Below are 21,525 nucleotides of genomic sequence, written 5' to 3' on the forward strand. Positions count from 1 at the left end.
CGGCCGGCCAGACCACCCCGCCCGGCTCGGGCGGTGCGCCTCTCGAATGGGTGCGGGGTACCGGGTACGAGGTACGGTCCCCGGCTCCTTTGTCGAGTAGCCACTGCCGGGCGGGGTGGTCCGCGGAGGCTCCCTTTTTGGCGCCGCGCAGCGTCGGTACGGGCGGGGCGGCGCATATAGCCTTCAGGGCGAACAGCAGAGACCGCCTCGCCCGGCGCCGAGGGCGGGGCGGCTCCCCAAACGCAGCGCGCCCCACGTCGCGAGGACGCGGGGCGCAGGCTGGGGGCGGGGCGGGGACAGCGGCGTACCCAGTACCCCGCACCTTGTACCCGCCCGGAGGGCGCTCTACGCCGCCTTCTGGTTGAGAACGCTCTCGGCCAGCTGCGACAGCCGCTCGTCCGCCTCCTCTTCCTCCCCGAGCGAGTCGCCGAGCAGGTCGGACGCCTCCTGGTGGCCGAGGCGCTCGGCGAAGGTCGCGAGGCTCCCGTAGCGCGTGATCTCGTAGTGGTCGATGGCCTGGGCCGAGAACACGATGGCCGCGTCGCGCGTGGCGTCGTCGCTCACCTCGTCCATGAGGTGGCGGGCCTCCTTGAGGATGCCGTCCATGGCCTCGCAGGTGACGCCCTCGGCCTTTTCGCCGAGCATGTCGAACACCTTCTCGAGCCGCTTGAGGTGCTCGTCCGAGTGCGATCCGTGCTCCTTGAGCTGCTTTTTGAGGTCGTCGTTGGAGGCCTTGCCGGCCATGTCCGAGAGCGCCTTTTCCGACTGCTTCTCGGCGTAGTACATGTCCTTGAGGCCGTGGAGGAGGAGGCCGCGGAGGTCGGTGATCTGTGCCATGATAGGTTGGGGTTGGAGAGGGGTTTGGGGATACCGGCGCCGACCCGCGCCGTTCCGTCTCCGCCGGCGTCGGGAGGCGCCCCACCCCGCCCCCGGGGCGCCCGCCGCGAACCGCGGGCGGGGCGGCCGCGTGCTCTGGTCCCTCTCCCACCCCGCCCCCTTATGACCCACTACGACGTCCACGGCGTGTCCATCCCCGCCCTCGGGTTCGGCACCTGGCAGATCACCGGCGACGCGGCCCGCGAGGCCGTCGAGCACGCGCTCGCGCTGGGCTACCGCCACATCGACACGGCCCAGATCTACGGCAACGAGGCCGAGGTCGGCGCGGCGCTCGCCGCCTCGTCGGTCCCCCGCGACGACGTGTTCCTGACCACCAAGGTGTGGACCGACCAGATGGGGGCGGGGCGGCTCGGGCCGTCGGTCGACGAGAGCCTGGAGAAGCTGGGGACCGACCACGTCGACCTCCTCCTGCTCCACTGGCCCAACGACGAGGTCCCACTTGACCAGATGCTCCGCGACCTCGACGCCGTGCGCGAGGCGGGGAAGGCGCGGCTCGTCGGCGTCTCGAACTACCCGGCCGGCCTCCTCCGTCGCGCGCTGGACGTCGTGCCGGAGCTCGCGACGAACCAGGTCGAGTACCACCCGTTCCTGGACCAGAGCGCGCTGCTCGACGTGGTCCGCGACCGGGGCATGGTGCTCACAGCGTACAGCCCGCTGGCGCAGGGCGAGGCGGTCGGCGACGAGACGCTCCGCGAGATCGGCGAGGCGCACGGGGCGACGGCGGCGCAAGTCGCACTCGCGTGGCTCCTGGATCAGGATCGCGTGGTCGCGATCCCCAAGGCGTCGTCGGCGTCGCACCGCGAGGGCAACCTGGGCGCCCTCGACGTCTCGCTCACCGACGACGACCGGGCGCGGATCGCCGCGCTCCCCAAGGACCACCGCCTGGCGAACCCCGACTTCGCGCCCGACTGGGACGCCTAGGCCGGTAGCCTAGTGAGGCAGTAGATCGGTGGGCGGGTCCCCGTTGCGGACCTGTTGCGCCGCGCGCGCTCAGGACCCAACGCCTCCATTCCCAGAGAAGGGCAGGGCGGGGTGGACGAGGCCGCCCCGCCCGCGCGTCCGCCGCAACGCAGACCGCCCCGCCCTCGTCGCGTGCGAGGGCGGGGCGGAACGCGCCGGAAGGCGCTGGGGCGGGGCGGGCGCTACTCGGCGGCGATGCGGACCGGGACGCCGACGGTGTCCCAGTGGAGGAGCATCGTCGTCGCGTCCTCGGTCGTGTCGTCGAAGCGGACCTCGAACTGCTCCTGCATCGGGGCCTCGGCGGACTCGACCTGGACGCGGAGCGCGTCCTCGGCCTCGTCGTAGTCGAAGGCGCCCCACTGCGCGGGCGTCCGGTTGAAGATGATCGTCCAGGCGTCCTCGCCGGGGACCGTGAACAGGGCGTAGGTGCCGGCCGGGAGCCGCTCGCCCTCGACCATCACGTCGTCGGAGGCCGTGAACGTCGCGGCCTCGTTCGCGCCGGTCCGCCAGACCTCGCCGTAGGGGACGAGCTCGCCGAAGACCGCGCGGCCGCGGGCGCTCGGGCGGCCGTAGGTGACCTCCACGTCGGTGGTCCCGACGGTCTGGCCGGCGACGGCGTTGGGGCTCGACCGGGGCTCGTCGGTGCTCCGCTCCTGAGCGGCGGCGGGGACAGCGAGCGCCACACAGAGGGCGAGGGCGGGGAGAAGCGTGCGCATGGGGGGGCGGGGCGGTGTGCGACCCGGTACGCCGGCGCCGGCGCCGGGGTCCACAGCGGCCGCTTAACCCCTTCGCCTGGGGGCCGATACCGCTCTGAGTCCTCCCCCGCGGCATGCCCCACATCGGCCTCCGTCTCCTTGTCCTGGCCGTGCTCGCCGCCGGGCTCGCCCGCCCGGCTGCCGCGCAGCGCCGGCACGTCACGTCGTACAGCGTGGCCGAGGGGCTCCCCCAGGCTACCGTCTACGACCTCGCGCAGGACCAGCACGGCCGGATGTGGTTTGCGACCGACGGCGGCGTCGCCCGGTTCGACGGGCGCCAGTTCGAGTCGTTCACGGTGACGGACGGGCTGCCGACGAACCACGTCCGCTCGCTCGCCCTCGACGTGCGAGGCGACCTCTGGCTCGCTCTGGGCGAAGAAGGCGTCGCGCGGTTCGACGGACGCCAATTCGAGCGGGTCCCGTTCCGCGGCGGCCTACGCCCTCACGCCCACGTCGTCCGCGTCATCGACGGCGCGGTGTGGGCCGGGACCGAAGACGGCGTGTACCGCCGCGACGGCCGCGGCCCGCTCGTGCCGGTCCGCCCCGCCCCCGACTCGTCGCTCGGGCGCACGACGGCGATCTCGGCGGGCGACGACGGCGCCGTCTGGTTTGCGACCGACACCGGAGTCGTCCGCTACCAGCGCGGCGTGCTCGACCGCCCCGCCCCGCTCGATCAGCCGGTCTCGGACGTCCTGGAGGTGGACGGGTCGCTGTGGGTGGCCGCTGGAGGCAAGGGAGCGATTGCGTTCGACTCCACGTTCGGCGTCGAAGCCCAGTACCCGGTCGGACCCCGGGGGCTCCTGGGCGGGGCGGAAAGCCTCGGCCTCGACGCCGACGGCGCCGTGTGGGTGGGGACCGCGAACGGACCGTGCCGGCTTGGGCCACCGGGCCGGCCGCCCGACTGCCTGACGCCCGACGCCGGTGTGGACGACGCCAGCGTCTACCGCATGCAGGCGGACTACGAGGGCGGCCTCTGGATCGCCACGCACGGAAGCGGAGCGTTCCGCTACGCCGGCCACCACGCCGGGCGAGACCGCTTCCTGACGTACACGGTCGACCACGGCTTGGGGAGCAACTCGATCTGGGGAATAGGCGTCGCCCAAGACGAAGTCCTTGTCGGTCACAACCTCGGGCTCTCCCGGATCGGCCGCAGCGGAATCGAGCAGTTGGCCTTATCGGACGGGTCGCCCATCCAAGCCGTTTCCCAGATCGTCCCCGACGGCTCGGGCGGCTCGGGCGGCTTATGGTTCGGGTCGGACGAGGGTCTGCTCCGCTACCGCGACGGCCGCGTCACCCGGGTCCCGAGCGTCCCGAGCGACGCGTACGTGGTCTCCGTCCTCCACCGGAAGAATGGGGAGGTGTGGGCTGCGGCCGATGGGTACGGCGTTATCGCTGTGCGGGGCGGCACCGCCGAGATCCTCGACCTTGACGGGATCGACCCCGAGGTCAACCGCGTGCTCTCGCTCGCCGAAGGTCCCGACGAGACCGTCTGGATTGGCTCCCACCGTGCAATTGTGGCCGTCGCACCGGGCGGGGCGGTCCGCACCTGGACGGCCGCCGACGGCGTCCCGGACGGGCCAAAGTGGCTGACGGTCGCCCGGGACGGGACGGTGTGGATCGGGACCGTGGCCAGCGACCTTATCCGCATCCAGCCCGACGGGACCGTCCAGCGCGAGCGGCTCGGCGGGCGGCTCGCCGGCGCCGCCATCTACCTCGTCCACGTCGACCGAGCGGGGCGGCTCTGGGTGGGCACCAACCGGGGGCTCGCCCGCGTCGACCGGCCCACGGCCGACGCCGACCTGGACTATCGCTTCTACGGGGCCGCCGAGGGGTTCACGCCGCTCGAGCTCAACGCCAACACGTTCTCCGAGGACGACGAAGGCCGCGTGTGGTTCGGGACGATCGATGGCGTCGTCCGCTACGACCCCGCCGCCGACGTCGCCGTGACCACCCCGCCCCGCGCGTTCGTCTCCGGCCTCGCCCTGTTTCGGGGCGCCGGCGACTGGGCGCCCTACGCGGGCGGGGCGGGGGGCGATGGGCTGCCGGTCGGGCTCCGGCTCCCGCACGACCAGAACCACGTGACCCTCCAGTTCGGGGCCGTCTCGTACGACGACCCCGAGGGCGTCCGCTACCAGTTCCGGCTGGACGGGTTCGACGCCGGCTGGAGCCCGCTCACCGCCGAGCACGCGGCGACCTACGCCAACCTCCCGCCCGGCGAGTACGCGTTCTCGGTCCGCGCCGTGACGTCGGACGGGCGGGCGAGCGCGCCGACCGCCCCGCTCGCGTTCGCCGTCCTCGCGCCGTGGTGGCAGCACCCGGCGGCACGGGCCGGCGGCCTGCTCCTCGTGCTCGGCGGGCTCGTGCTCGGCGCCCGCGCCAACTCGCGGCGCCACCAGCGCCGGCGGGCCACGCTCGAGGCGGCCGTCGAGGAGCGGACGGCGGCGCTGGAGGAGCAGAAGCGCGTGCTCGAGGCGACCAACGACGACCTCGACTGCGCCCGCGAGGAGGCCTTGTGCGCCGCCCGCGCGAAGGCCGAGTTCCTGGCGACCATGAGCCACGAGATCCGCACGCCCATGAACGGCGTGATTGGGATGACGGGGCTCCTCCTCGACACCGACCTCGACGAGGTCCAGCGCGACTACCTCGAAACGGTTCGCGTCTCGGGCGACGCGCTCCTCGCCATCATCAACGATGTCCTCGACTTCTCGAAGATCGAGGCGGGCGGGGTGGTCCTGGAGCGGCACCCGTTCTCGGTCCGCGAGGCGGTCGAGGACGCGCTCGACCTTGTCGCCACGCGCGCGAGCGAGTCGGGCGTCGACCTGGCGTACCTGCTCGACACGTCGGTGCCGGACATGGTCGAGGGCGACGCGACCCGGTTCCGGCAGGTCCTCCTCAACTTCCTCTCGAACGCCGCCAAGTTCACGCACGAGGGGAGCATCACGGTGGCCGTGACGGCGGCGGCGGCCGAGGACGGCGACATCGAGCTCCGCGTGGGCGTCCGCGACACGGGCATCGGGATCCCGCCCGAGGTCCAGGACCGGCTGTTCAGCGCCTTTACGCAGGCCGAGAGCTCGACGACGCGGAAGTACGGGGGGAGCGGGCTGGGCCTGGCCATCTCGAAGCGGCTGGCCGAGCTCATGGGCGGGGCGGTGGGCCTCGAGAGCGTGCCCGGCGAGGGCTCGACGTTCTCGTTCTCCGTCCGCGTCGGGCCATCGGACGCCCCGCCCCCGGTCGCGGCGACCGAGGCGCTCGACGGGCGCCGCGTGCTCGTCGTCGACGACAACGCGACGAACCGGCAGATGGCCGAGCTCCAGCTGGCCGGGACCGGGGCCGCCGTCGTGCTCGCCGACGGCGGGGCGGCGGCGCTCGCGGCCGTCGACCGCGCGCGGGCCGAGGGCCGCGCGTTCGACGCCGTCGTGCTCGACATGCACATGCCCGAGATGGACGGCGTCGCGGTCGCCCACGCCCTCCGCGAGGCCTACGCCCCGGCCGCCCCGCCCCCGCTCGTCATGCTCAGCTCGCTGGGCGACGCGGCCGACGACAGCGGCCTGTTCGCCGTGTGGCTCACGAAGCCGGCGCGGCAGGCCCAGATCCACCGCGCGATCACCCGCGCGATCGAGGCGGCCACGCCGACCGAGGTACGCGCCCGCCCCGCCCCGCCCCCCGCGGCCGCCGCCCCGCCCCCGCTCCCCGCCGCCCCGCTCCGCATCCTGCTGGCCGAGGACAACGTGGTCAACCAGAAGGTGGCCCTCCGCCTGCTCGACCGCCTGGGCTACACGGCCGACGTCGCCTCGAACGGCGCCGAGGCCGTCGCCGCGGCCGAGGCGGTGGACTACGACGTGGTGCTCATGGACGTCCAGATGCCCGAGGTCGATGGGCTCACGGCCACGTGCGAGATCCGCCAGCGGCTCCCGCCCGAGCGCCAGCCGTACATCGTCGCCATGACGGCCAACGCGCTCGCCGGCGACCGCGAGACGGCGCTCGCCGCCGGCATGGACGCCTACCTCTCGAAGCCGGTCCGCCGCGAGGCCCTCGCCGAGACGCTCGCCGGCGTGGCCGAGACGCTCGCGGAGGGCGGGGCGGCCGACGAGTCGTCCGGCGACGGCGCGCTCCTCGTCCGCGGCCCGCTCGCCACCCCGCCCCGCCCCGCCTCGGCGGACGCGTAGGGTACGGGGTACACGGTACGGGGTACGCGGGCGGGGCGGCTCGCCCAGAACGGTTTCCCGTACCTCGTACCCTGCCCAGATTCAACCGGTCGTCGCAACGGTCGGTGGTGGTCGTAAGGCCTCGTCCATCGCTTCGGCTGGTGTACGCCAGCCTAGCGTCTTGCGGGGACGAGTGTTGAGCGCTAAGGCTACCGCCGCCAGCTCCGCCGCGCTGTGCGTGCTCAGGTCGGTCCCCTTCGGGAAGTACTGACGCAGTAGACCGTTCGTGTTCTCGTTCGTCCCACGCTGCCACGGACTGCGAGGATCGCAGAAGTACACGGGCAAGCCGGTCTGCTCCCGAAGCTCGGCGTGCTGCGCCATCTCGGCGCCCTGATCCCACGTCAGCGAGCGGCAGACCCGGTCTGGCAGTGGATCCATCGCCTGCGCGACTGCCTTGCGGACGGCCTCGGCGCCGTGTCCAGCCAGGGCCGGACCGTTCTTTTGGCGCGGCGCGGACCCGTGGTTGTCCATTCGAGGAAGCGGGAGCAGGAGCGTGTACCGCGTCGTGCGCTCGACCAGCGTGCCGATGGCTGAGCTACCGAGTCCGAGGATGAGGTCGCCCTCCCAGTGACCCGGCACCGATCGGTCGGCCGCTTCCGGTGGGCGGTTGCGGACGAGCAACTCGGGTGAGACAAACGATTTGCCACGCCCCCGCGTCCGGGCTCGCGGCGCGCGCAGGGTCCGCCCGGTTCGCAAGCATGCCGTCAGTTCGCGCGCCAGCCCACTCGGTCGGCTGTCATCGGCGTAGAGCGCCTGGTAAATGGCTTCGTGGCTAATGCGCATCGACGGGTCGTCGGGGAAGTCGACCCGCAGACGCGCGGCGATCTGCTCAGGGCTCCACGACTGCGCCCAGCGCCGAGGCTTGCGGCGTCCGTGTCGCCGTCCCTTCCACTCCACCGCCGGTCCCGGGACTTCGGCCCCGCTCGGCGAGGCGACAGCTCCGCTGAGGTGGTCCAGCCCGTAGGCGCGCAGCCTGGCGTTGGTGGTCAGCTTCGTTGGCCTGGGGCGCGCGGCCGATCGGTCGGCGTGCCACTGGGCTGTGGTCGCACGGTAGGCGAGCGACCGGCTGCGCGTGGCTGCGTTGCGACGGAGCTCTCGCGAGACCGTCGACGCTGCCCGGCCGATCCGGCGCGCGGTCTCGCGGACGCCGTGGCCTTGCGCGCGCAGCAGCGCGATCTCCTCTCGCTCGGCGAACGAGAGGTAGCGCCCCGAGAGTGCTGGGGCAGAGGGTGCGAGGTGTGTCGGGGGCATGCCACCAGCGTGTCGGAACCATCGGACCCCGACGGCCGGGGAGACGCCCACGCTACGGGCGGCGTCGACGCTGGACTGCCCGTCCGCGATGGCAATCCAGAACCGTAATCGGTGCGAGCGGCGCCCGACCGGCGGCCGCCCGGGTGAATGGAGTGGAGGACGTCCGGTGTTGTCAGGGTGTCGCGTCCGAGTGCTCATCGCAGATCCCTCCTCAAGGGTGTTGCGACGACCGGTTGAATCTGGGCTGTACCTCGTACCCCAAAACGACACCGCCCCGCCCACAAACGCGGGCGGGGCGGTCGAGCGAGGGCGGGGTGGCCAGGGCGGCTACCAGAGCACGATCCGGTCCTCGGGCGCCACGTAGAGCGCGTCGCCGGGCTCGACGTCGAACGCGTCGTAGAACGCGGGCACGTTGCCGAGCGGGCCGTTGGCGCGGTACTCGCCCGGGCTGTGGCTGTCGACCTGGAGGAGCTGGCGGAGGTACGGCTCGCGGTGGAGGATGCGCCACACCTGCGCCCAGCCCATGAAGAACCGCTGGTCGCCGGTGTAGCCGTCGATGACGGGGGCCTCCTCGCTGGGCGATACGACCCCGTCGCCGTCCTCGTCGAGCGAGATCTGGTAGGCGCGGTAGGCCATCGTGAGGCCGGCGAGGTCGGCGATGTTCTCGCCCAGCGTGAGCGAGCCCTGCACGTTGGCGTCGTCGAACGGGGCGTAGGCGTCGTACTGCGCCACGATCTGGTCCGCCCGCTCCTCAAACTCGGCGCGGTCGGCGTCGGACCACCAGTTGCGGAGGTTGCCCTCGGCGTCGTACTGGCTGCCCTGGTCGTCGAACCCGTGCGAGAACTCGTGGCCGATGACGGCGCCAATGCCGCCGTAGTTGACCGCGTCGTCGGCCTCGATGTTGAAGAACGGGGGCTGGAGGATGGCGGCCGGGAAAACGATCTCGTTGAAGGCCGGGTTGTAGTACGCGTTGACCGTCTGCGGCGTCATGCCCCACTCGGTCCGGTCCACGGGCTCGCCCAGCTTGCCCAGGTTGTCCTCGTACGCCCACTCGGCCGCCGCGCGGGCGTTGCCCACGAGGTCGGTCGGCGAGACCTCGAGGGCCGTGTAGTCTTCCCACACGTCGGGGTAGCCGATCTTGAACGTGTAGTTGTCGAGCTTCTGGAGCGCCTCGGCCTTCGTCGCGTCCGTCATCCAGGGGTTCTGGTTGATCGACTGGCGGAAGGCTTCCTGGAGGTTCAGGATGAGCGCCTCCATCCGGTCGGCCGCCTCCTGCGGGTAGTGGCGGTCGACGTAGATCCGCCCGACGGCCTCGCCGAGCGCGCCGCTCGTGGCGCCGACGGCCTTTTTCCAGCGCGGGCGGTCCTCCTCCGCCCCGCTCAGCGCGCGGCCGTAGAAGTTGAAGTTCGCCTCGCCGTAGGCGGCCGGGAGCAGGCCGGCGGCCTCGGAGAGCGCCCGCGCGCGGGCGTACGTCGTCCAGTCCTCCAGCGGCACCTCGGCCATCAGGCTGTCCAGCCCGGCGAGGTACGACGGCTGGCGGACGACGAGCGAGTCGATCTGGTCCGCGACGTCCATCTCGTCCAGCATGGCGTCGAAGTGGACGTTCGGGTAGGCCGCCCCGAGGTCCGCGACGGACATCGGGTTGTAGCGGGCCTCGGGGTCCCGGTTCTCGACGCGCGTCCACTGGCGCTCGGCCAACTCTGTCTCCAGGTCGAGGACCGTCTGAGCCGCCTCGGCGCCGTCCGGCCACCCCGCCAGCTCGTAGAGCCGCGCGAGGTAGTCGACGTAGGCGTCCCGGGCGTCGGCGAAGCGGTCTTCGAGGTAGTAGCTCTTGTCGGGGAGCCCAAGCCCGGACTGCGTCAGGAAAAAGACGTGGCGGTCCGAGTCCCGGTCGTCGACGCTCACGTAGCCCGCGACCGGCGACGGCCCAAAGCCCGTCCGGTTCTGGGCGAAGTAGCGCGCGAGGTCCTCGGCCGAGTTCACCGCCTCGATCCGGTCGAGGTCCGGCTGGAGCGGGGCGAGCCCGAGCGCCTCGACGCGCGCCGAGTCCATGTAGGCGGCGTAGAAGTCGCCGATTTTGCGGGCGTCGGGGTCCACCTCGCGGCCCGAGGCGGCGTCCTCGATGATGGCGCGCACGTTGTCCTCAGCCTCCTCGCGGAGCATGTCGAACGAGCCGTACCGGCTCTTGTCGGCGGGGATGTCGGTCGTCGAGAGCCAGCGGCCGTTGACGGCCCGGAACAGGTCGTCCTGCGGACGGACCTCGGGGTCCATCGCCTCGGTGTCGAGGCCGAGCGCGTCTTGCGCGGCGGCGGGCGGGGCGGCGAGCGCGACGAGGGCCGACGCGGCTAGAACGGAAAGGGCGAGGGTGCGCATAGGCGGGGTGGTGCAGGAGGTGCCTCCCTATAACGCCGCCCCGCCCCAAATCGTTGCCCCACCCCGCCCACGGCGCGCAGCGCGGCTCCCGCCCCGCCCCGTTGGCCGCCCCCGTTGGCCGCCCCCGTTGGCCGCCCCCGTGGGCGGGGCGGGGCGGCCTACCCGGCGTGGTCGGCGAGGTCATCGCGGCGGGACTTTTGGCGGAGCTTGCGGAGCGCCTTCTCCTTGATCTGGCGCACGCGCTCGCGGGTCAGATCGAACTCGTTCCCGATCTCTTCGAGCGTCATCGGGCTCTCGCGGCCGACCCCGAAGTAGAGCCGCGTGATCTCGGCCTCGCGCGGGGGCAGCGTCGCGAGCGCCCGCTCGACGTCGGCCCGGACGCTCTCGTCGAGCAGGTGCTCGTCGGGCGGGCGGTCCTCGAGGTCCGCCAGCACGTCGAGCAGGTTGTTGTCGTCGTCGTCGCCGAGCGGGGCGTCCATCGAGAGGTGGCGGACCTGGTGGCGGAGCGCGTCGCGGACCTTCTGGGGCTTGAGGTCGAGCTCGGCGGCCAGCTCCTCGACGTTGGGCGCCCGGTTGAACGTCTGCGTCAGCCGCGCCGACGCCTTGCGGATCTTCGAGATCGTCCCGATCCGGTTGAGCGGGAGCCGGACCACCCGGGCCTGCTCGGCGAGCGCCTGGAGGATGGCCTGCCGGATCCACCAGACGGCGTACGAGATAAACTTGAACCCGCGCGTCTCGTCGAACCGCGTGGCCGCCTTGATGAGCCCGTAGTTCCCCTCGTTGATAAGGTCCGAGAGCGAGAGCCCCTGGCCCTGGTACTTTTTGGCGACCGAGACCACGAACCGGAGGTTGGCCCGAACCATCTGGTGCAGCGCCTCCTCGTCGCCCTCTTTGATCCGCTGGGCCAGGCGCACCTCGTCGTCGGCCGTCAGGAGGTCGATGGTCCCGATCTCCTGGAGGTACTGGTCCAGCATCTGCTGGCTGCGGGGGACGTACATGGCGGGGCGGGGAGGCGGCGGGTCGGGCGGGGAGGCGGCGGGTCGGGCGGTGGCGCAGCGGTCGGGGGACCGCGCTGGGAGCAGTGCCGGGCGAGGGGGAGTCTACCACCGGGGCCACTCATGTGTACGAACAATGAAGACGGAAGGTCCGCCGCCCCGCCCCGCCCGAGGCGCCGGTGGTAGCTTTCCGGCCCCCGCCCCGCCCATGCCCGCCGCCCGCTCTGCCCCCGCCCCGCCCCCGCGGCCCGCGCCCCGCGACGGCGCCCGCGGAGCGCTCGACTGCCGCGGCCGGACGCTCGACGCGCGGCCGGGCGCCGGGCTCGTGATGGGCGTCCTCAACGTGACGCCCGACTCGTTCTCCGACGGCGGCCGCTACGCCACGGTCCGCGCCGCCGTCGACCGTGCGGCGCAGATGGCCGACGAGGGCGCCGCGGTCGTCGACGTCGGCGGCGAGTCGACGCGGCCGGGCGCGGCGCCGGTCGGGGCCGACGAGGAGACGGCGCGCGTGGTGCCGGTCGTCGAGGCCATCGCGCGCGAGGTGCCCGGCCTCCTCGTCTCGGTCGACACGACGAAGGGGGCCGTCGCGCGCGCGGCGCTCCGGGCCGGCGCCCACCTCGTCAACGACGTGGCGGGCGGGGCGGATACGGCCGAGGCCGCGGCCGAGTGGGGCGCCCCGCTCGTGGTCATGCACGCGCTCGGGGCCACGGGCGGGGCGGCCCCGGCGGACGCCTACGGCGACGTGGTCGCCGACGTGGCCGCGGCGCTCGAACGGGCCGCCGCGCGCGCCGAGGCCGCCGGCGTCCGCGACGTGGTCGTCGACCCCGGGTTCGGGTTCGGGAAGTCCGTCGCCGACAACCTCCGGCTGGTCGCCGGGCTCGACCGGCTCGCGGCGGCGGGCCGGCCGGTCCTCGTCGGCGTCTCGCGCAAGAGCACGGTCGGCGCCGTTCTGGCCCGCGCCGGGCGGGGCGGGCGGGGCGGCCACCCCGCCCCGGTCTCGGAGCGGCTGTACGGGTCGCTCGGGCTGGCGGCGCTGGCCGTCGTGCGCGGGGCAGCCATCGTGCGCGTCCACGACGTCCGCGCGACGGTCGAGACGCTCTGCACGCTCACGGCCGCCCTCGACGCGGGCGGGGCGGACGCGGGCGGGGCGGACGCGGGCGGGGCGGACGCGGGCGGGGCGGGAGCCGAGGGCGGCCGGTGAGTCTGGTACCCGCCCCGCCCTCGGCCCTCCTCTTTCTGGAGGTGTTCCGGATCGGGTTCGTCCCGGTCGGGTGGCTCGACCTCCTCGACATCGCGCTCACAGCCGTCCTGGTGTACCAGGGGTACCGGCTCATCCGCGGCACGATCGCGGTCCAGGTGGCCGTGGCGCTGCTGGGCATCTACGCGCTCAGCGAGGTCGTCCGCGCGATCGGGCTGACGACGCTGAACACGCTGTTCGGGGCCGTCGGCGACGTGTTCGTGCTCGCGGTCCTCATCCTGTTCGCGCCCGAGATCCGGCAGGCCCTGTTCCTGCTCGGGCGCAACCCGCTCGTGCGCCGGCTGGTCACGCAGCCGCCGCGCCAGAAGATCACCGACGAGGTCGTCGGCGCGCTCCGCGAGATGAGCCGGGACCGCGTAGGCTCGCTCATCGCGTTCGCGCGCTCGTCCGGCCTGCGGAACTACGTCGAGAGCGGGACCCAAATCCATGCCGAGGTCGAGCGCGACCTGCTCACGTCCATCTTCTTCCCCAACTCGCCGCTCCACGACGGCGCCGTCATCGTGCAGGGCCAGAAGATCGAGGCGGCCCGGTGCATCCTGCCCGTCTCCGACGCGCGCACGCTCGACCCCCACCTCGGCCTCCGCCACCGGGCCGCCGTCGGGCTCACGGAGCGGACCGACGCCTTCGTCGTCGTGACGTCGGAGGAGACCGGGAAGATCTCGGTCGCCGAGAACGGGAAGCTCGACGTCGACCTCTCGCTCGACGAGGTCGAGGCCCGGTTCAACGCCGCCTTCTCGCCGGCCCGCCGCGACGACGACGAGCCCGCCCCGCCCGCCCCCTGATGCCGCTCACCGACCGCGTCGCCGCCCGCCGCCGCGCCGACCTCGTGGCCGCCCTCCGCGCCAAGGGCATCGCCGACGAGCGCGTGCTCGCCGCCGTGGGCAGCGTCCCGCGCCACCTGTTCATCCCCGACTCGTCGCTGCTGACGCAGGCCTACGACGATGTGGCGCTCCCCATCGGGCTCGGGCAGACGATCTCGCAGCCGTTCACGGTCGCCCGCATGACCGAGCTCCTGGCGGTCCGCGAGGGCGACCGCGTGCTCGAGGTGGGCACGGGCAGCGGCTACCAGGCCGCCGTCCTCGCCGCGCTCGGCGCCCGCGTGTTCTCGGTCGAGCGCCACGCGCCCATCCTGTCGCGGACCGACCAGACGCTCGGCCGCCTCGGCATCCGCGTGCGGACGCGAACCGGCGACGGCACGCGCGGGTGGCCGGCCTACGCCCCGTTCGACGCCATCGTGGTCACGGCCGGCGGCCCCGCCGTCCCGCCCGACCTCGTCGCCCAGCTCCGCGACCCCGCCCCGCCCCGCCCCGACGCCCGCCTCGTCATCCCCGTCGGGCCGCCCGACCACCAGGTCCTGCACCGGATCACGCGCGTCGGCCCGGACGAGACGCGCGACGAGACGTTCGACGGCGTCGTGTTCGTCCCCCTCGTGAGCGGGGAGGGGTAGGCCGCTCTCCGGGCGGGTACGGGTACGAGGTACCGGGTACGCCGCCCCGCCCCCGCGTACCCCGTACCGAGTACCCTGTACCTCCTCCCATGCCTCTGATCAAGCACCTCGCGCAGGGCCTCCTCATGGGGAGCGCCGACATCATCCCCGGCGTGAGCGGGGGCACGATGGCGCTCATCGTCGGGATCTACAAGGACCTGATCTCGGCCATCGGCGACGGGTTCTCGGCCGTCCTCCTGCTCGCGCGCGGGCGGGGCGGGGAGGCGCTGCAGGCGTTCCGCGCGCTCGACTGGGGTCTGTTGCTGCCGGTCGTCATGGGGATCGGTCTCGCCATCGGGGTCGGCTCGCTGTTTATCCCCGAACTCCTCGTGCGCTACCCGGTCGAGTGTCGGGCGCTCTTTTTCGGGCTCGTCGCCGCGTCCCTCATCGTCCCGTGGCGCGAGCGGAAGGAGCAGCACGCGTGGCACCTCGCGGTTGCCGCGGTCGCCGCCGTCGTCGCCTTCGTCCTCATCGGGCTGCCGCGGAGCGGGGACGCAGCCGACCCCAGCGTGCTCCGCATCGCCGGCACGGCGGCCGTGTCCATCAACGCGATGATCCTGCCGGGCGTGAGCGGGGCGTTCCTGCTCGAAGTGTTCGGACTCTACCGGCCGACGCTGGAAGCGCTCCGGTCGCTCGACGTGGGCTACATCGCCACGTTCGCGCTCGGGGCCGGCGTCGGGCTGGGGCTCGCGGCGAAGGGGCTGAGCTGGCTCCTCGACCGCCACCACGACCTCACGATGGCCGTCCTCGTCGGGCTCCTCGCCGGCTCGCTCCGCGCGCTCTGGCCGTGGGTCGGGTACGTCGAGCATGTGGGGTCGGACGGCGTGGCGGAGCGGGTCCCCGACCCGTCGGTGCTCCTCGCGCCCGGCGAGGCGTGGCCGCTCGCGCTGGGCCTGGCCGCGCTCGGGTTCGCCCTGGTCTCGGCGCTCGCGTGGGCGGGGCGGCGGCGCCTGGACGGCGCGGACGCGGCGCTCGCGCGCGAGCACGACGAGATGCCGGCAGCGTAGGCGCCGGGCGGGGCGGGGACGACAGGCGGGGCGGCTAGGCCGGCTCCGCCACCGCGCGGGGCGCCCACTGCTCCTCGATCTGGAGCCCGCGCTGGACCAGCCCCTCGACGAAGGGCTCGGGCGGGAGCACCTGCTCGGCGGCCCCCGCCCCGCCCCCCGGCACCCCGCGCTGGGCCAGCAGGAGCGCGGCGACGGACGCGGGGAAGCCGGTGCACCGCTGCATGGCCGAGAGCCCAGCCTCCTCGCCGGGGCGGGCGACGAGCGAGTACGCCAGCGTTCCGGCCTCGCCGTCCGCACGGCGGCCGTCGACTTCGACGCGGAGGAGGACGGCGTCGCGGTAGGGGCCGCCCAGCCGCTGCCGGAGCCGGCGGACCAGCACGTCGCGGTAGGTCAGGTGCGTGCGGACGTCGAGCGACGTCTTGTCGGCGAGGCCGAGGTCGAGCAAGAACCGCATGCGGTCGGCGTGGCCCGGGTAGCGGAGCATCTTGGCGTCGAGCCGGTCGAGCCGGCCTTCGAGCGCCGTCGCCAGCGAGCGCAGGCCGGCGCTCGTGTAGAACGCCTCCATCGTCCCGAACCCGCGGACCTCGACGGCCTCGACGCCGGTCAGCGGCGGGCGCGTCTCGAGCGCCCCGTCGCGGAGGACCGGGGCGGGGGCCGTGTAGTCGTCGAGGAGCTTCTCGGCCGAGTGCGCCAGGCGGTGCCCGTAGGGCTCGCCCCGCTCCTCGGGCACGCCGCCGACGCGGATGCGTGCGGCCGTCGCCTCGGCGAGCGCCTCGATCCCACACATGACGAGGACGCCGACGAGCCCGGGCGCCAGCCCGCACCCCATGACCACCCACCGCTGGCGCTGCTCGGCCTCGGCGGCGAGTGCGGCCTCGGCGTCGCAGAGGGCGTCGGGATCGGCGAGGTCGACGAAGTGGGCGCCGAGCGCGAGCGACAGCCGCGCCAGGCGCGCGCTGTGCTCCGGCCCGACGCACGAGACGACGACGGCGCTCCCGGCCAGGATGGGCTCGAGCGTCTGCGTGTCGCGGGCGTCGGCCTCGTAGGTCCGCACCTTGGGGTGGGCGCGCTCGGTGCGGAACGCGCGGAGCGTGATGGGGCGGGCCTCGCAGACCTGGACGCGCGTGACGGCGTCGGTGCGGGCGAGGTCGTAGGCCACGGCCGACCCGATGGCCCCGGCCCCCAGAACGGTGATCTTCATGACGGTCGTGAGCGGTTCGGGAAGGTACGGGCGGGGCGGGCCGGCTCGTGCGCGGGCGCCGTGTGGATCTTGCGGGCAGCGGCAGGACGCCACCCCGCCCGCACCGCGTGAGGGCGGGGCGGATTCGTAGGGGCACCACGCGTGGTGTCCGCATTGGCCCGGCGGCACGCCGCGGGCGGGGCGGGGCCTGACCGGGCCGTTCCGCTTGCCCCGGACACGACAAGTCGTGTCCCTACGGGTGCCCGTTGTTGGGCGGGGCGGCAGCGGGCGGGGCGGCGCCATGCTGGACCGCCCCGCCCGTAGCGACAACCACCCCTAGCCCCTCCTGGCTGCGCCGACGCTGCGCGGTGTCCAGGAGGGGAACTGCCGCCGCTCCTGGCCGGCGTTGGTGTCCACTTCCACCGCCCCGCTCGGGCCGGAGCGGGCGGGGCGGAACAAATTCAGCGCCACCCCGCCCACTTTCCACTTTCCACTTTCCACTTTTCACTTTCCACTTTCCACTTTCCACTTTCCACTTTCCTCACCCCACGCGGCCCGCCCCGCCCAGCGCGCGGCTGAGGACGACGGCCGCGCCCACGAGCACCATGAGGAGCACGCTGTAGGCCGCCGCCTGACCGAACTCGTAGACCCGGAGCTGCGAGAACACCTCGACGGCGATGGGGCGGTTGGCGTAGACGTAGAGCATGATCGAGGCCACGAACTCGCCCAGCGCGGTCACGAACGTGAGGAGGGCGCCCGCGATCACACCCGGCCCGATCGCCGGGAGGACCACGCGGCGGAACGTCGTCCAGGGGCCGGCGCCGAGGTCGGCCGACGCCTCGCCCAGCCGGTCGTCGAACCCTTCGAGCGCCGCCTGCGCCGAGCGGACCACGAGCGGGATGTGGCGGACGAAATAGGCCAGCGGGAGCAGCCAGACCGTCCCCACGAGGACCGCCCCGCCCGCGAGCGCCGTCGGCTCGTCGAAGGCGACGACGAGGCCGAGCGCGATGACGGTGCCGGGGATGGCGAACGGGAGGAGCGAGAGCGCGCGGAGCACGCCCCGCCCCGGCACGCGGCCCTTGACGACCACGAGCGCCGTCGCCACGCCGAACACGACGTTGGCGGCCGTCGCCAGGCCGGCCATCCAGAGCGAGTTCACGATCGGCGCGAACACGTCCGCCTCGGTCGCGAGCGCGGCGTAGTTGGCGAGCGTGAACGTGTCCGGGAGCACCTGCGTCGTCCACGTCCCCTCGGCCACGAACGAGAGCAGGACGACCGTCGCGACGGGCAGGAGCACGACGACCAGGAAGAGCCCGACGAGGGCGCCCGCGAGCGCCCGCGCCCACGGGCTGCGGAGCGGGGCGGGGCGGCGCCCGACGCCCTTGGCCGCCCCGCCCACGGCCTTCCCCCCGCGCTCGGCGCCGACGAGGAACAGGAGGCAGATGGCCGTCAGCACGACGGACACGGCGGCCGCCCGGTCGAGCGCCCCGTTCGTCTTGTACTGGTAGATCTGGGTCGTCAGGAACGGCTCGCCCTCGGCGAACAGGAGCGGGGCGGTAAAGGACGCCATCGACAGCATGAACACGAGGAGCGCCGCGCCCACGAGGGCGGGGCGGAGCAGCGGGAGCACGACGCGGCGGAACGTCGTCCACGGCCCGGCGCCCAGGTCCGCGCTCGCGTCCAGCAGCGACCCGTCGAGGTCGGCCAGCGCGGCGCCGACGAACAGGTAGAAGTAGACGTAGAAGACGTAGACGTGGACGGCGAGCACGGCGCCCACGCCGCCGAACGCAAACGGCACGGCGTCGAGCCCGAACGCCGCCTGGAGCCCGCGCGGGAGCATCCCCGACTCGCCGTAGAGGAACAGGAACGCGAGCACGCCGACGAGCGGCGGGAGCGCGAGCGGGAGCGCCGCGACGGCGCCCAGCGTCCGCCGGAGCGGGAGGTCGTAGCGCCAGAGCGCCCACGCGAGGGCGGTCCCCACGGCCGCCCCGCCCGCGACGGTCCCCAGCGACACGGCGACCGAGTTGACGAGCCCGCGCGCGCCGGCCGCGCGCGGGCGCCCGAACAGGTCGGCCAGGAGCGCGCCGTCCAGGCCGAGCCGGAACGTGGCCAGGTTCGGCCACACGACGTAGCCTAGGAGCACCACGGCGACGACGGCAGCGAGCGCCCAGGCGGCGCGGCGGCTCAGCACGGGCAGGACCAGCTCTGCGAGCCGGCAGGAACAGGGGAACGGGGCGCGGGGGGCGCCCACCCCGCCCGCCGAAGCGGGGTGGAGAAGGCGGCCGCTCCACGGCGGGCACTCGCAGGGACACGGCTCGCCGTGTCCGCACGCGGGGCGGGGCGGGGCGGCGTCACGAGCGGACCCAACGGGCGAGGCAGCGTCACGGGCGGGGCGGGGCGGAGCGCAGCCGGTCGAGGAGCGCCGCCGGCTCGGCCTCGACGACGAGCGCGGCGCGGTGCTCGGCGCCCACGAACCCCTCGCCGACGGCGTGGTCCACGAACGCGACGAGCGGGGCGTAGTAGCCCTCGACGTCGAGGAGCCCGCACGGCTTGTCGTGGAGCCCGAGCTGCGCCCACGTCAGCATCTCGGCGATCTCCTCGAGCGTGCCCAGCCCGCCCGGGAGCGCGACGAAGGCGTCGGCGAGGTCGGCCATCGTCGCCTTCCGCTCGTGCATCGAGGCGACAACGTGGAGCGCGGTCAGCCCGTCGTGGCCCACCTCGCGCTCGGCGAGTGCATGCGGGATCACGCCGACGGCCTCCCCGCCCGCCGCGAGCACGGCGTCGGCGACGACGCCCATGAGCCCGACGCGGCCGCCGCCGGTCACGAGCCCGATGCCGGCCTCGGCGAGGAGCGTCCCCAGAGACCGGGCGGCCTCGGCGTAGGCGAGGCGGGCGCCGGGGCGGGAGCCGCAGTAGACGCAGACACGACGGATGGGGGACGGGCGCACGGGGAAAGCTACCGCAGCGGGCAGCGGAGATGCGCCACCCCGCCCACACCACGGGCGGGGCGGCCGTCGTAGCGGCGTTGCATGCAACGCCGTCGGGCCGCGGCGTCCGGGCGGGGCGGCCCGACGGCTGGGGCGGTGCTGTTCAGGACCGCCCCGCCCGCATCGTCCACCACCCCTAGCCCCTCTTGGCTGCGCCGACGCTGCGCGGTGGCCAGGAGGGGGACTGCCGCTGCCCTGGCTAAGCCTCGGCGTCGTCTCGACCGCTCCGCCGTGCCTGGGCGGGGCGGAACAAATTCAGCGCCACCCCGCCCGCACGCTCCATTTCCCATTTCCCATTTCCCATTTCCCATTTCCCATTTCCCATTTCCCATTTCCCCTCACCCCACCCACCGGAGGCCTGCGCGCACCTCGCGGCCGGGGGCGGGGAGGCCTGCCTGCGGGAAGACGGCGGCGTCGCCCGCGTTGTCGACGCGCACGAAGGCGCCGAGCAGGCCGCGCCCGACGGCCCACCGATAGCCGACGCGGCCGCCTAGGACCACGGACGCGGGCAGGTCCGCCATCCCGCCCGGGGCGAGCGAGACGGCCGGGCCGGTGGCGAGGAACTCGGCGGCGGCCGTCCACCCGCGGGCGGGGAGGACGGTCAGGGCGAGGCGGCCGAGCGCGGCCGGCCGCTCGGGGAGGCGGAGGCCGTCGGCGTCGTCGGTCCAGCCGCGGAGGTGGAGGACGGTGCCGCTCGCGTCGAGCCGGGCCGCCCCGCCCAGGCGGAGCGCGGCCTCGGCCTCAACGCCGACGGCGCGGCTGCCGCCCAGGTTGACGCGGCGGCGGCGGCCGTCGGGCAGCCGCTCCTGCTCGATGGTCCCGGCCGTGCGGCGGACGAAGACGGCGGCGCGGCCCGAGACGCGGCGGCCCTCGGCGCGGGCGCCGACCTCGCCTTGCCACGTCGCCTCGGGGCGGAGGTCGGGGTTGAGGGCGAACCGGCCGAGCGCCTCGCCGAACAGCTCGCGGAGCGTCGGGAACCGCCCCGCCCGCGACACGCCGGCCCACACGCGCGCTAGGCCGACCGGCGCCTCGGCGCGCACCACGAGCGCGACGGATCGGAACCCGCCGCTCGACGTCCGCCCGGCGGTTTTGAGCGGGTCGAACCCGTCGAGGGCGGCGCCGGCCAGGAGCGCGACCGGCCCCATTTCGCCCTCGGCCTCGACGCCCAGGCGCCACCCCGCTTCGCGGAAGCGCTCGGGCTCGGCGTTCGGGCCGCCCTCGTCGTGCGTCGAGACGTGGCCGTGGGCGACGAGGCGGACCGTCCCCGCCCCGCCCACCGCGTGGGCCACGAGGCGGCCGCCGGCCGTGCGGTCCCTGCTCTCCTCCCCGCCCTCGCGCGCGTCGTAATCCGCGCCCGCGAACTGGTCGATCGTCTGGCGGGCGCCGCTCGCCCAGGCCGTCGCGTCCAATCCGACGACGCGGGCGGGGATGCGTCCGCGCACGACGAGCGCCGCCTGCTGCCACGAGGGGATCCGCCAAAAGCGGACGCGCTCGGCGGCCGGGTCGAGGTGGCCCTCGGGCGCGACGCCCTGCGCGGCCGTGACGGCGAGGGCCGTGACCGCGAGCGTCGGCCGGTGCGGGCCGGCGGGCTCCCAGACGACGCGGCCCAGCGCGCTCGCCGCGCGGCGGTCGGTGTTCGTGCGGAGCGCGCCCGCGTCCTGGCTAAACGGGAGCCGTGCGGCGAGCGCGTCGCCCGCGGACGCCGAGGCGTCGGCCGACCCCGTGAGGCTCCACGGCCCGCGCCGCCGGAGCGCGGTCGCGGCGAGGCGGCCCCGGGCGGGGAGGCCGCCGGACGCCTCGGCCTCCGTCAGCGCGCCGTCCGACGGCAGCGCGCGCGGCACGAGGTCGAGCGCGCCGCCGGCCGCGTTCGGTCCCCACGCGAGCGACGCCGGCCCGCGCACCACGTCGAGGCTCCCGACGACGCCGGCCGGGACGAGGGCCAGGTTGAGGCGGCGGTCCCACGGCACCGTCAGCGGGGCGCCGTCGAGGAGCACGGCCGTCTGGCGCTCGCCGGCGCCGCGGAGGTAGAGGAGCGTCTCGCCGCGCGAGTTCGTCGGCGCGACGGCCGAGGGGACCAGCCGCGCCACGTCGGCGAGCACGGCCGGGTCGCGCGCGAGCACGCCGGCGACGGGCACGCGCTCGACGCCGGCCCCGGCGGCGCTGGTCCCCCC

General features: G+C 74.4%; 16 protein-coding genes. 7 read left to right on the forward strand and 9 right to left on the reverse strand.

What is annotated here, in order from left to right; all coding sequences use genetic code 11:
- Positions 1 to 345 precede the first annotated feature (345 nt).
- On the reverse strand, positions 346 to 837 hold the full coding sequence (locus tag RQM47_RS00935) for a ferritin-like domain-containing protein (protein WP_314007031.1): 492 nt from the start codon (positions 835 to 837) through the stop codon (positions 346 to 348).
- 162 nt (positions 838 to 999) lie between these two features.
- Here RQM47_RS00935 and RQM47_RS00940 point away from each other — a divergent pair, with 162 nt between their 5' ends.
- Complete coding sequence (locus RQM47_RS00940) at positions 1,000 to 1,818, forward strand: aldo/keto reductase (RefSeq protein WP_314007033.1); 819 nt, start codon at positions 1,000 to 1,002, stop codon at positions 1,816 to 1,818.
- Between the two features lie 221 nt (positions 1,819 to 2,039).
- Here the strand turns inward: RQM47_RS00940 and RQM47_RS00945 are convergent, their stop codons facing one another.
- Positions 2,040 to 2,573, reverse strand: coding sequence for a DUF2911 domain-containing protein (locus tag RQM47_RS00945; protein ID WP_311664960.1), 534 nt, complete (start codon positions 2,571 to 2,573; stop codon positions 2,040 to 2,042).
- A gap of 113 nt (positions 2,574 to 2,686) precedes the next feature.
- Here RQM47_RS00945 and RQM47_RS00950 point away from each other — a divergent pair, with 113 nt between their 5' ends.
- The gene (locus RQM47_RS00950) at positions 2,687 to 6,778 is read left to right on the forward strand and encodes a response regulator (RefSeq protein ID WP_314007036.1); all 4,092 of its coding nucleotides are present in this window, start codon (positions 2,687 to 2,689) and stop codon (positions 6,776 to 6,778) included.
- Positions 6,779 to 6,859: 81 nt separating this feature from the next.
- Here the strand turns inward: RQM47_RS00950 and RQM47_RS00955 are convergent, their stop codons facing one another.
- The 3 genes from RQM47_RS00955 to RQM47_RS00965 form a co-directional block, all read right to left on the reverse strand.
- Positions 6,860 to 8,266, reverse strand: coding sequence for an IS30 family transposase (locus RQM47_RS00955; RefSeq protein ID WP_311666072.1), 1,407 nt, complete (start codon positions 8,264 to 8,266; stop codon positions 6,860 to 6,862).
- Positions 8,267 to 8,395: 129 nt separating this feature from the next.
- On the reverse strand, positions 8,396 to 10,441 hold the full coding sequence (locus RQM47_RS00960; protein ID WP_311664292.1) for a M13 family metallopeptidase: 2,046 nt from the start codon (positions 10,439 to 10,441) through the stop codon (positions 8,396 to 8,398).
- A 158-nt stretch (positions 10,442 to 10,599) separates the two neighbouring features.
- Entirely contained in the window at positions 10,600 to 11,439 is an 840-nt protein-coding gene (locus RQM47_RS00965) for an RNA polymerase sigma factor RpoD/SigA (protein ID WP_311664290.1), read from the reverse strand.
- A 205-nt stretch (positions 11,440 to 11,644) separates the two neighbouring features.
- Between RQM47_RS00965 and folP the strand changes: the two genes are divergently transcribed.
- The 4 genes from folP (at position 11,645) to RQM47_RS00985 (ending at position 15,187) form a co-directional block, all read left to right on the forward strand.
- Entirely contained in the window at positions 11,645 to 12,637 is a 993-nt protein-coding gene (gene folP, locus RQM47_RS00970; RefSeq protein WP_311664288.1) for a dihydropteroate synthase, read from the forward strand.
- The gene (cdaA, locus tag RQM47_RS00975; RefSeq protein ID WP_311664286.1) at positions 12,634 to 13,476 is read left to right on the forward strand and encodes a diadenylate cyclase CdaA; all 843 of its coding nucleotides are present in this window, start codon (positions 12,634 to 12,636) and stop codon (positions 13,474 to 13,476) included. Before folP ends, cdaA begins: the two co-directional genes overlap by 4 nt.
- On the forward strand, positions 13,476 to 14,141 hold the full coding sequence (locus RQM47_RS00980) for a protein-L-isoaspartate(D-aspartate) O-methyltransferase (RefSeq protein WP_311664284.1): 666 nt from the start codon (positions 13,476 to 13,478) through the stop codon (positions 14,139 to 14,141). The genes cdaA and RQM47_RS00980 overlap by 1 nt, the downstream gene beginning before the upstream one ends.
- An 89-nt stretch (positions 14,142 to 14,230) precedes the next feature.
- Positions 14,231 to 15,187 carry a DUF368 domain-containing protein gene (locus RQM47_RS00985; RefSeq protein ID WP_314007039.1) on the forward strand — a complete coding sequence of 319 codons (957 nt, stop codon included), beginning with the start codon at positions 14,231 to 14,233 and terminating at the stop codon, positions 15,185 to 15,187.
- Between the two features lie 34 nt (positions 15,188 to 15,221).
- Here RQM47_RS00985 and RQM47_RS00990 read toward each other — a convergent pair whose 3' ends face one another.
- The 3 genes from RQM47_RS00990 to RQM47_RS01000 all read right to left on the reverse strand — a co-directional run bounded on the left by RQM47_RS00990 (position 15,222) and on the right by RQM47_RS01000 (position 19,300).
- Entirely contained in the window at positions 15,222 to 16,388 is a 1,167-nt protein-coding gene (locus tag RQM47_RS00990) for a saccharopine dehydrogenase C-terminal domain-containing protein (protein ID WP_311664280.1), read from the reverse strand.
- A gap of 520 nt (positions 16,389 to 16,908) precedes the next feature.
- Positions 16,909 to 18,558: an iron ABC transporter permease gene (locus RQM47_RS00995; RefSeq protein ID WP_311664278.1), complete on the reverse strand. Its 1,650-nt coding sequence runs from the start codon at positions 18,556 to 18,558 to the stop codon at positions 16,909 to 16,911.
- A 190-nt stretch (positions 18,559 to 18,748) separates the two neighbouring features.
- Positions 18,749 to 19,300, reverse strand: coding sequence for a TIGR00730 family Rossman fold protein (locus tag RQM47_RS01000; protein WP_349256325.1), 552 nt, complete (start codon positions 19,298 to 19,300; stop codon positions 18,749 to 18,751).
- Positions 19,301 to 19,344: 44 nt separating this feature from the next.
- Here RQM47_RS01000 and RQM47_RS01005 point away from each other — a divergent pair, with 44 nt between their 5' ends.
- A complete protein-coding gene (locus RQM47_RS01005) occupies positions 19,345 to 19,494 on the forward strand; it encodes a hypothetical protein (protein WP_311664274.1) in 150 nt (49 codons plus the stop codon).
- A gap of 198 nt (positions 19,495 to 19,692) precedes the next feature.
- On the opposite strand, the gene RQM47_RS01010 is transcribed toward RQM47_RS01005, so the two are convergent.
- Positions 19,693 to 21,489 (reverse strand): TonB-dependent receptor plug domain-containing protein, encoded by a 1,797-nt coding sequence (locus RQM47_RS01010; RefSeq protein WP_311664272.1) that lies wholly within the window; start codon positions 21,487 to 21,489, stop codon positions 19,693 to 19,695.
- Positions 21,490 to 21,525: the final 36 nt, after the last annotated feature.

Source organism: Rubrivirga sp. S365, assembly GCF_032248475.1.
GTDB classification, from domain to species: domain Bacteria; phylum Bacteroidota; class Rhodothermia; order Rhodothermales; family Rubricoccaceae; genus Rubrivirga; species Rubrivirga litoralis.

Excerpts from the sequence above, each read along its gene's own strand:
- RQM47_RS00935 (WP_314007031.1), bottom strand. The coding sequence starts at position 837 with ATGGCACAGATCACCGACCTCCGCGGCCTCCTCCTCCACGGCCTCAAG.
- RQM47_RS00940 (WP_314007033.1), top strand. The coding sequence starts at position 1,000 with ATGACCCACTACGACGTCCACGGCGTGTCCATCCCCGCCCTCGGGTTC.
- RQM47_RS00945 (WP_311664960.1), bottom strand. The coding sequence starts at position 2,573 with ATGCGCACGCTTCTCCCCGCCCTCGCCCTCTGTGTGGCGCTCGCTGTC.
- RQM47_RS00950 (WP_314007036.1), top strand. The coding sequence starts at position 2,687 with ATGCCCCACATCGGCCTCCGTCTCCTTGTCCTGGCCGTGCTCGCCGCC.
- RQM47_RS00955 (WP_311666072.1), bottom strand. The coding sequence starts at position 8,266 with ATGAGCACTCGGACGCGACACCCTGACAACACCGGACGTCCTCCACTC.
- RQM47_RS00960 (WP_311664292.1), bottom strand. The coding sequence starts at position 10,441 with ATGCGCACCCTCGCCCTTTCCGTTCTAGCCGCGTCGGCCCTCGTCGCG.
- RQM47_RS00965 (WP_311664290.1), bottom strand. The coding sequence starts at position 11,439 with ATGTACGTCCCCCGCAGCCAGCAGATGCTGGACCAGTACCTCCAGGAG.
- folP (WP_311664288.1), top strand. The coding sequence starts at position 11,645 with ATGCCCGCCGCCCGCTCTGCCCCCGCCCCGCCCCCGCGGCCCGCGCCC.
- RQM47_RS00980 (WP_311664284.1), top strand. The coding sequence starts at position 13,476 with ATGCCGCTCACCGACCGCGTCGCCGCCCGCCGCCGCGCCGACCTCGTG.
- RQM47_RS00985 (WP_314007039.1), top strand. The coding sequence starts at position 14,231 with ATGCCTCTGATCAAGCACCTCGCGCAGGGCCTCCTCATGGGGAGCGCC.
- RQM47_RS00990 (WP_311664280.1), bottom strand. The coding sequence starts at position 16,388 with ATGAAGATCACCGTTCTGGGGGCCGGGGCCATCGGGTCGGCCGTGGCC.
- RQM47_RS01005 (WP_311664274.1), top strand. The coding sequence starts at position 19,345 with ATGCGCCACCCCGCCCACACCACGGGCGGGGCGGCCGTCGTAGCGGCG.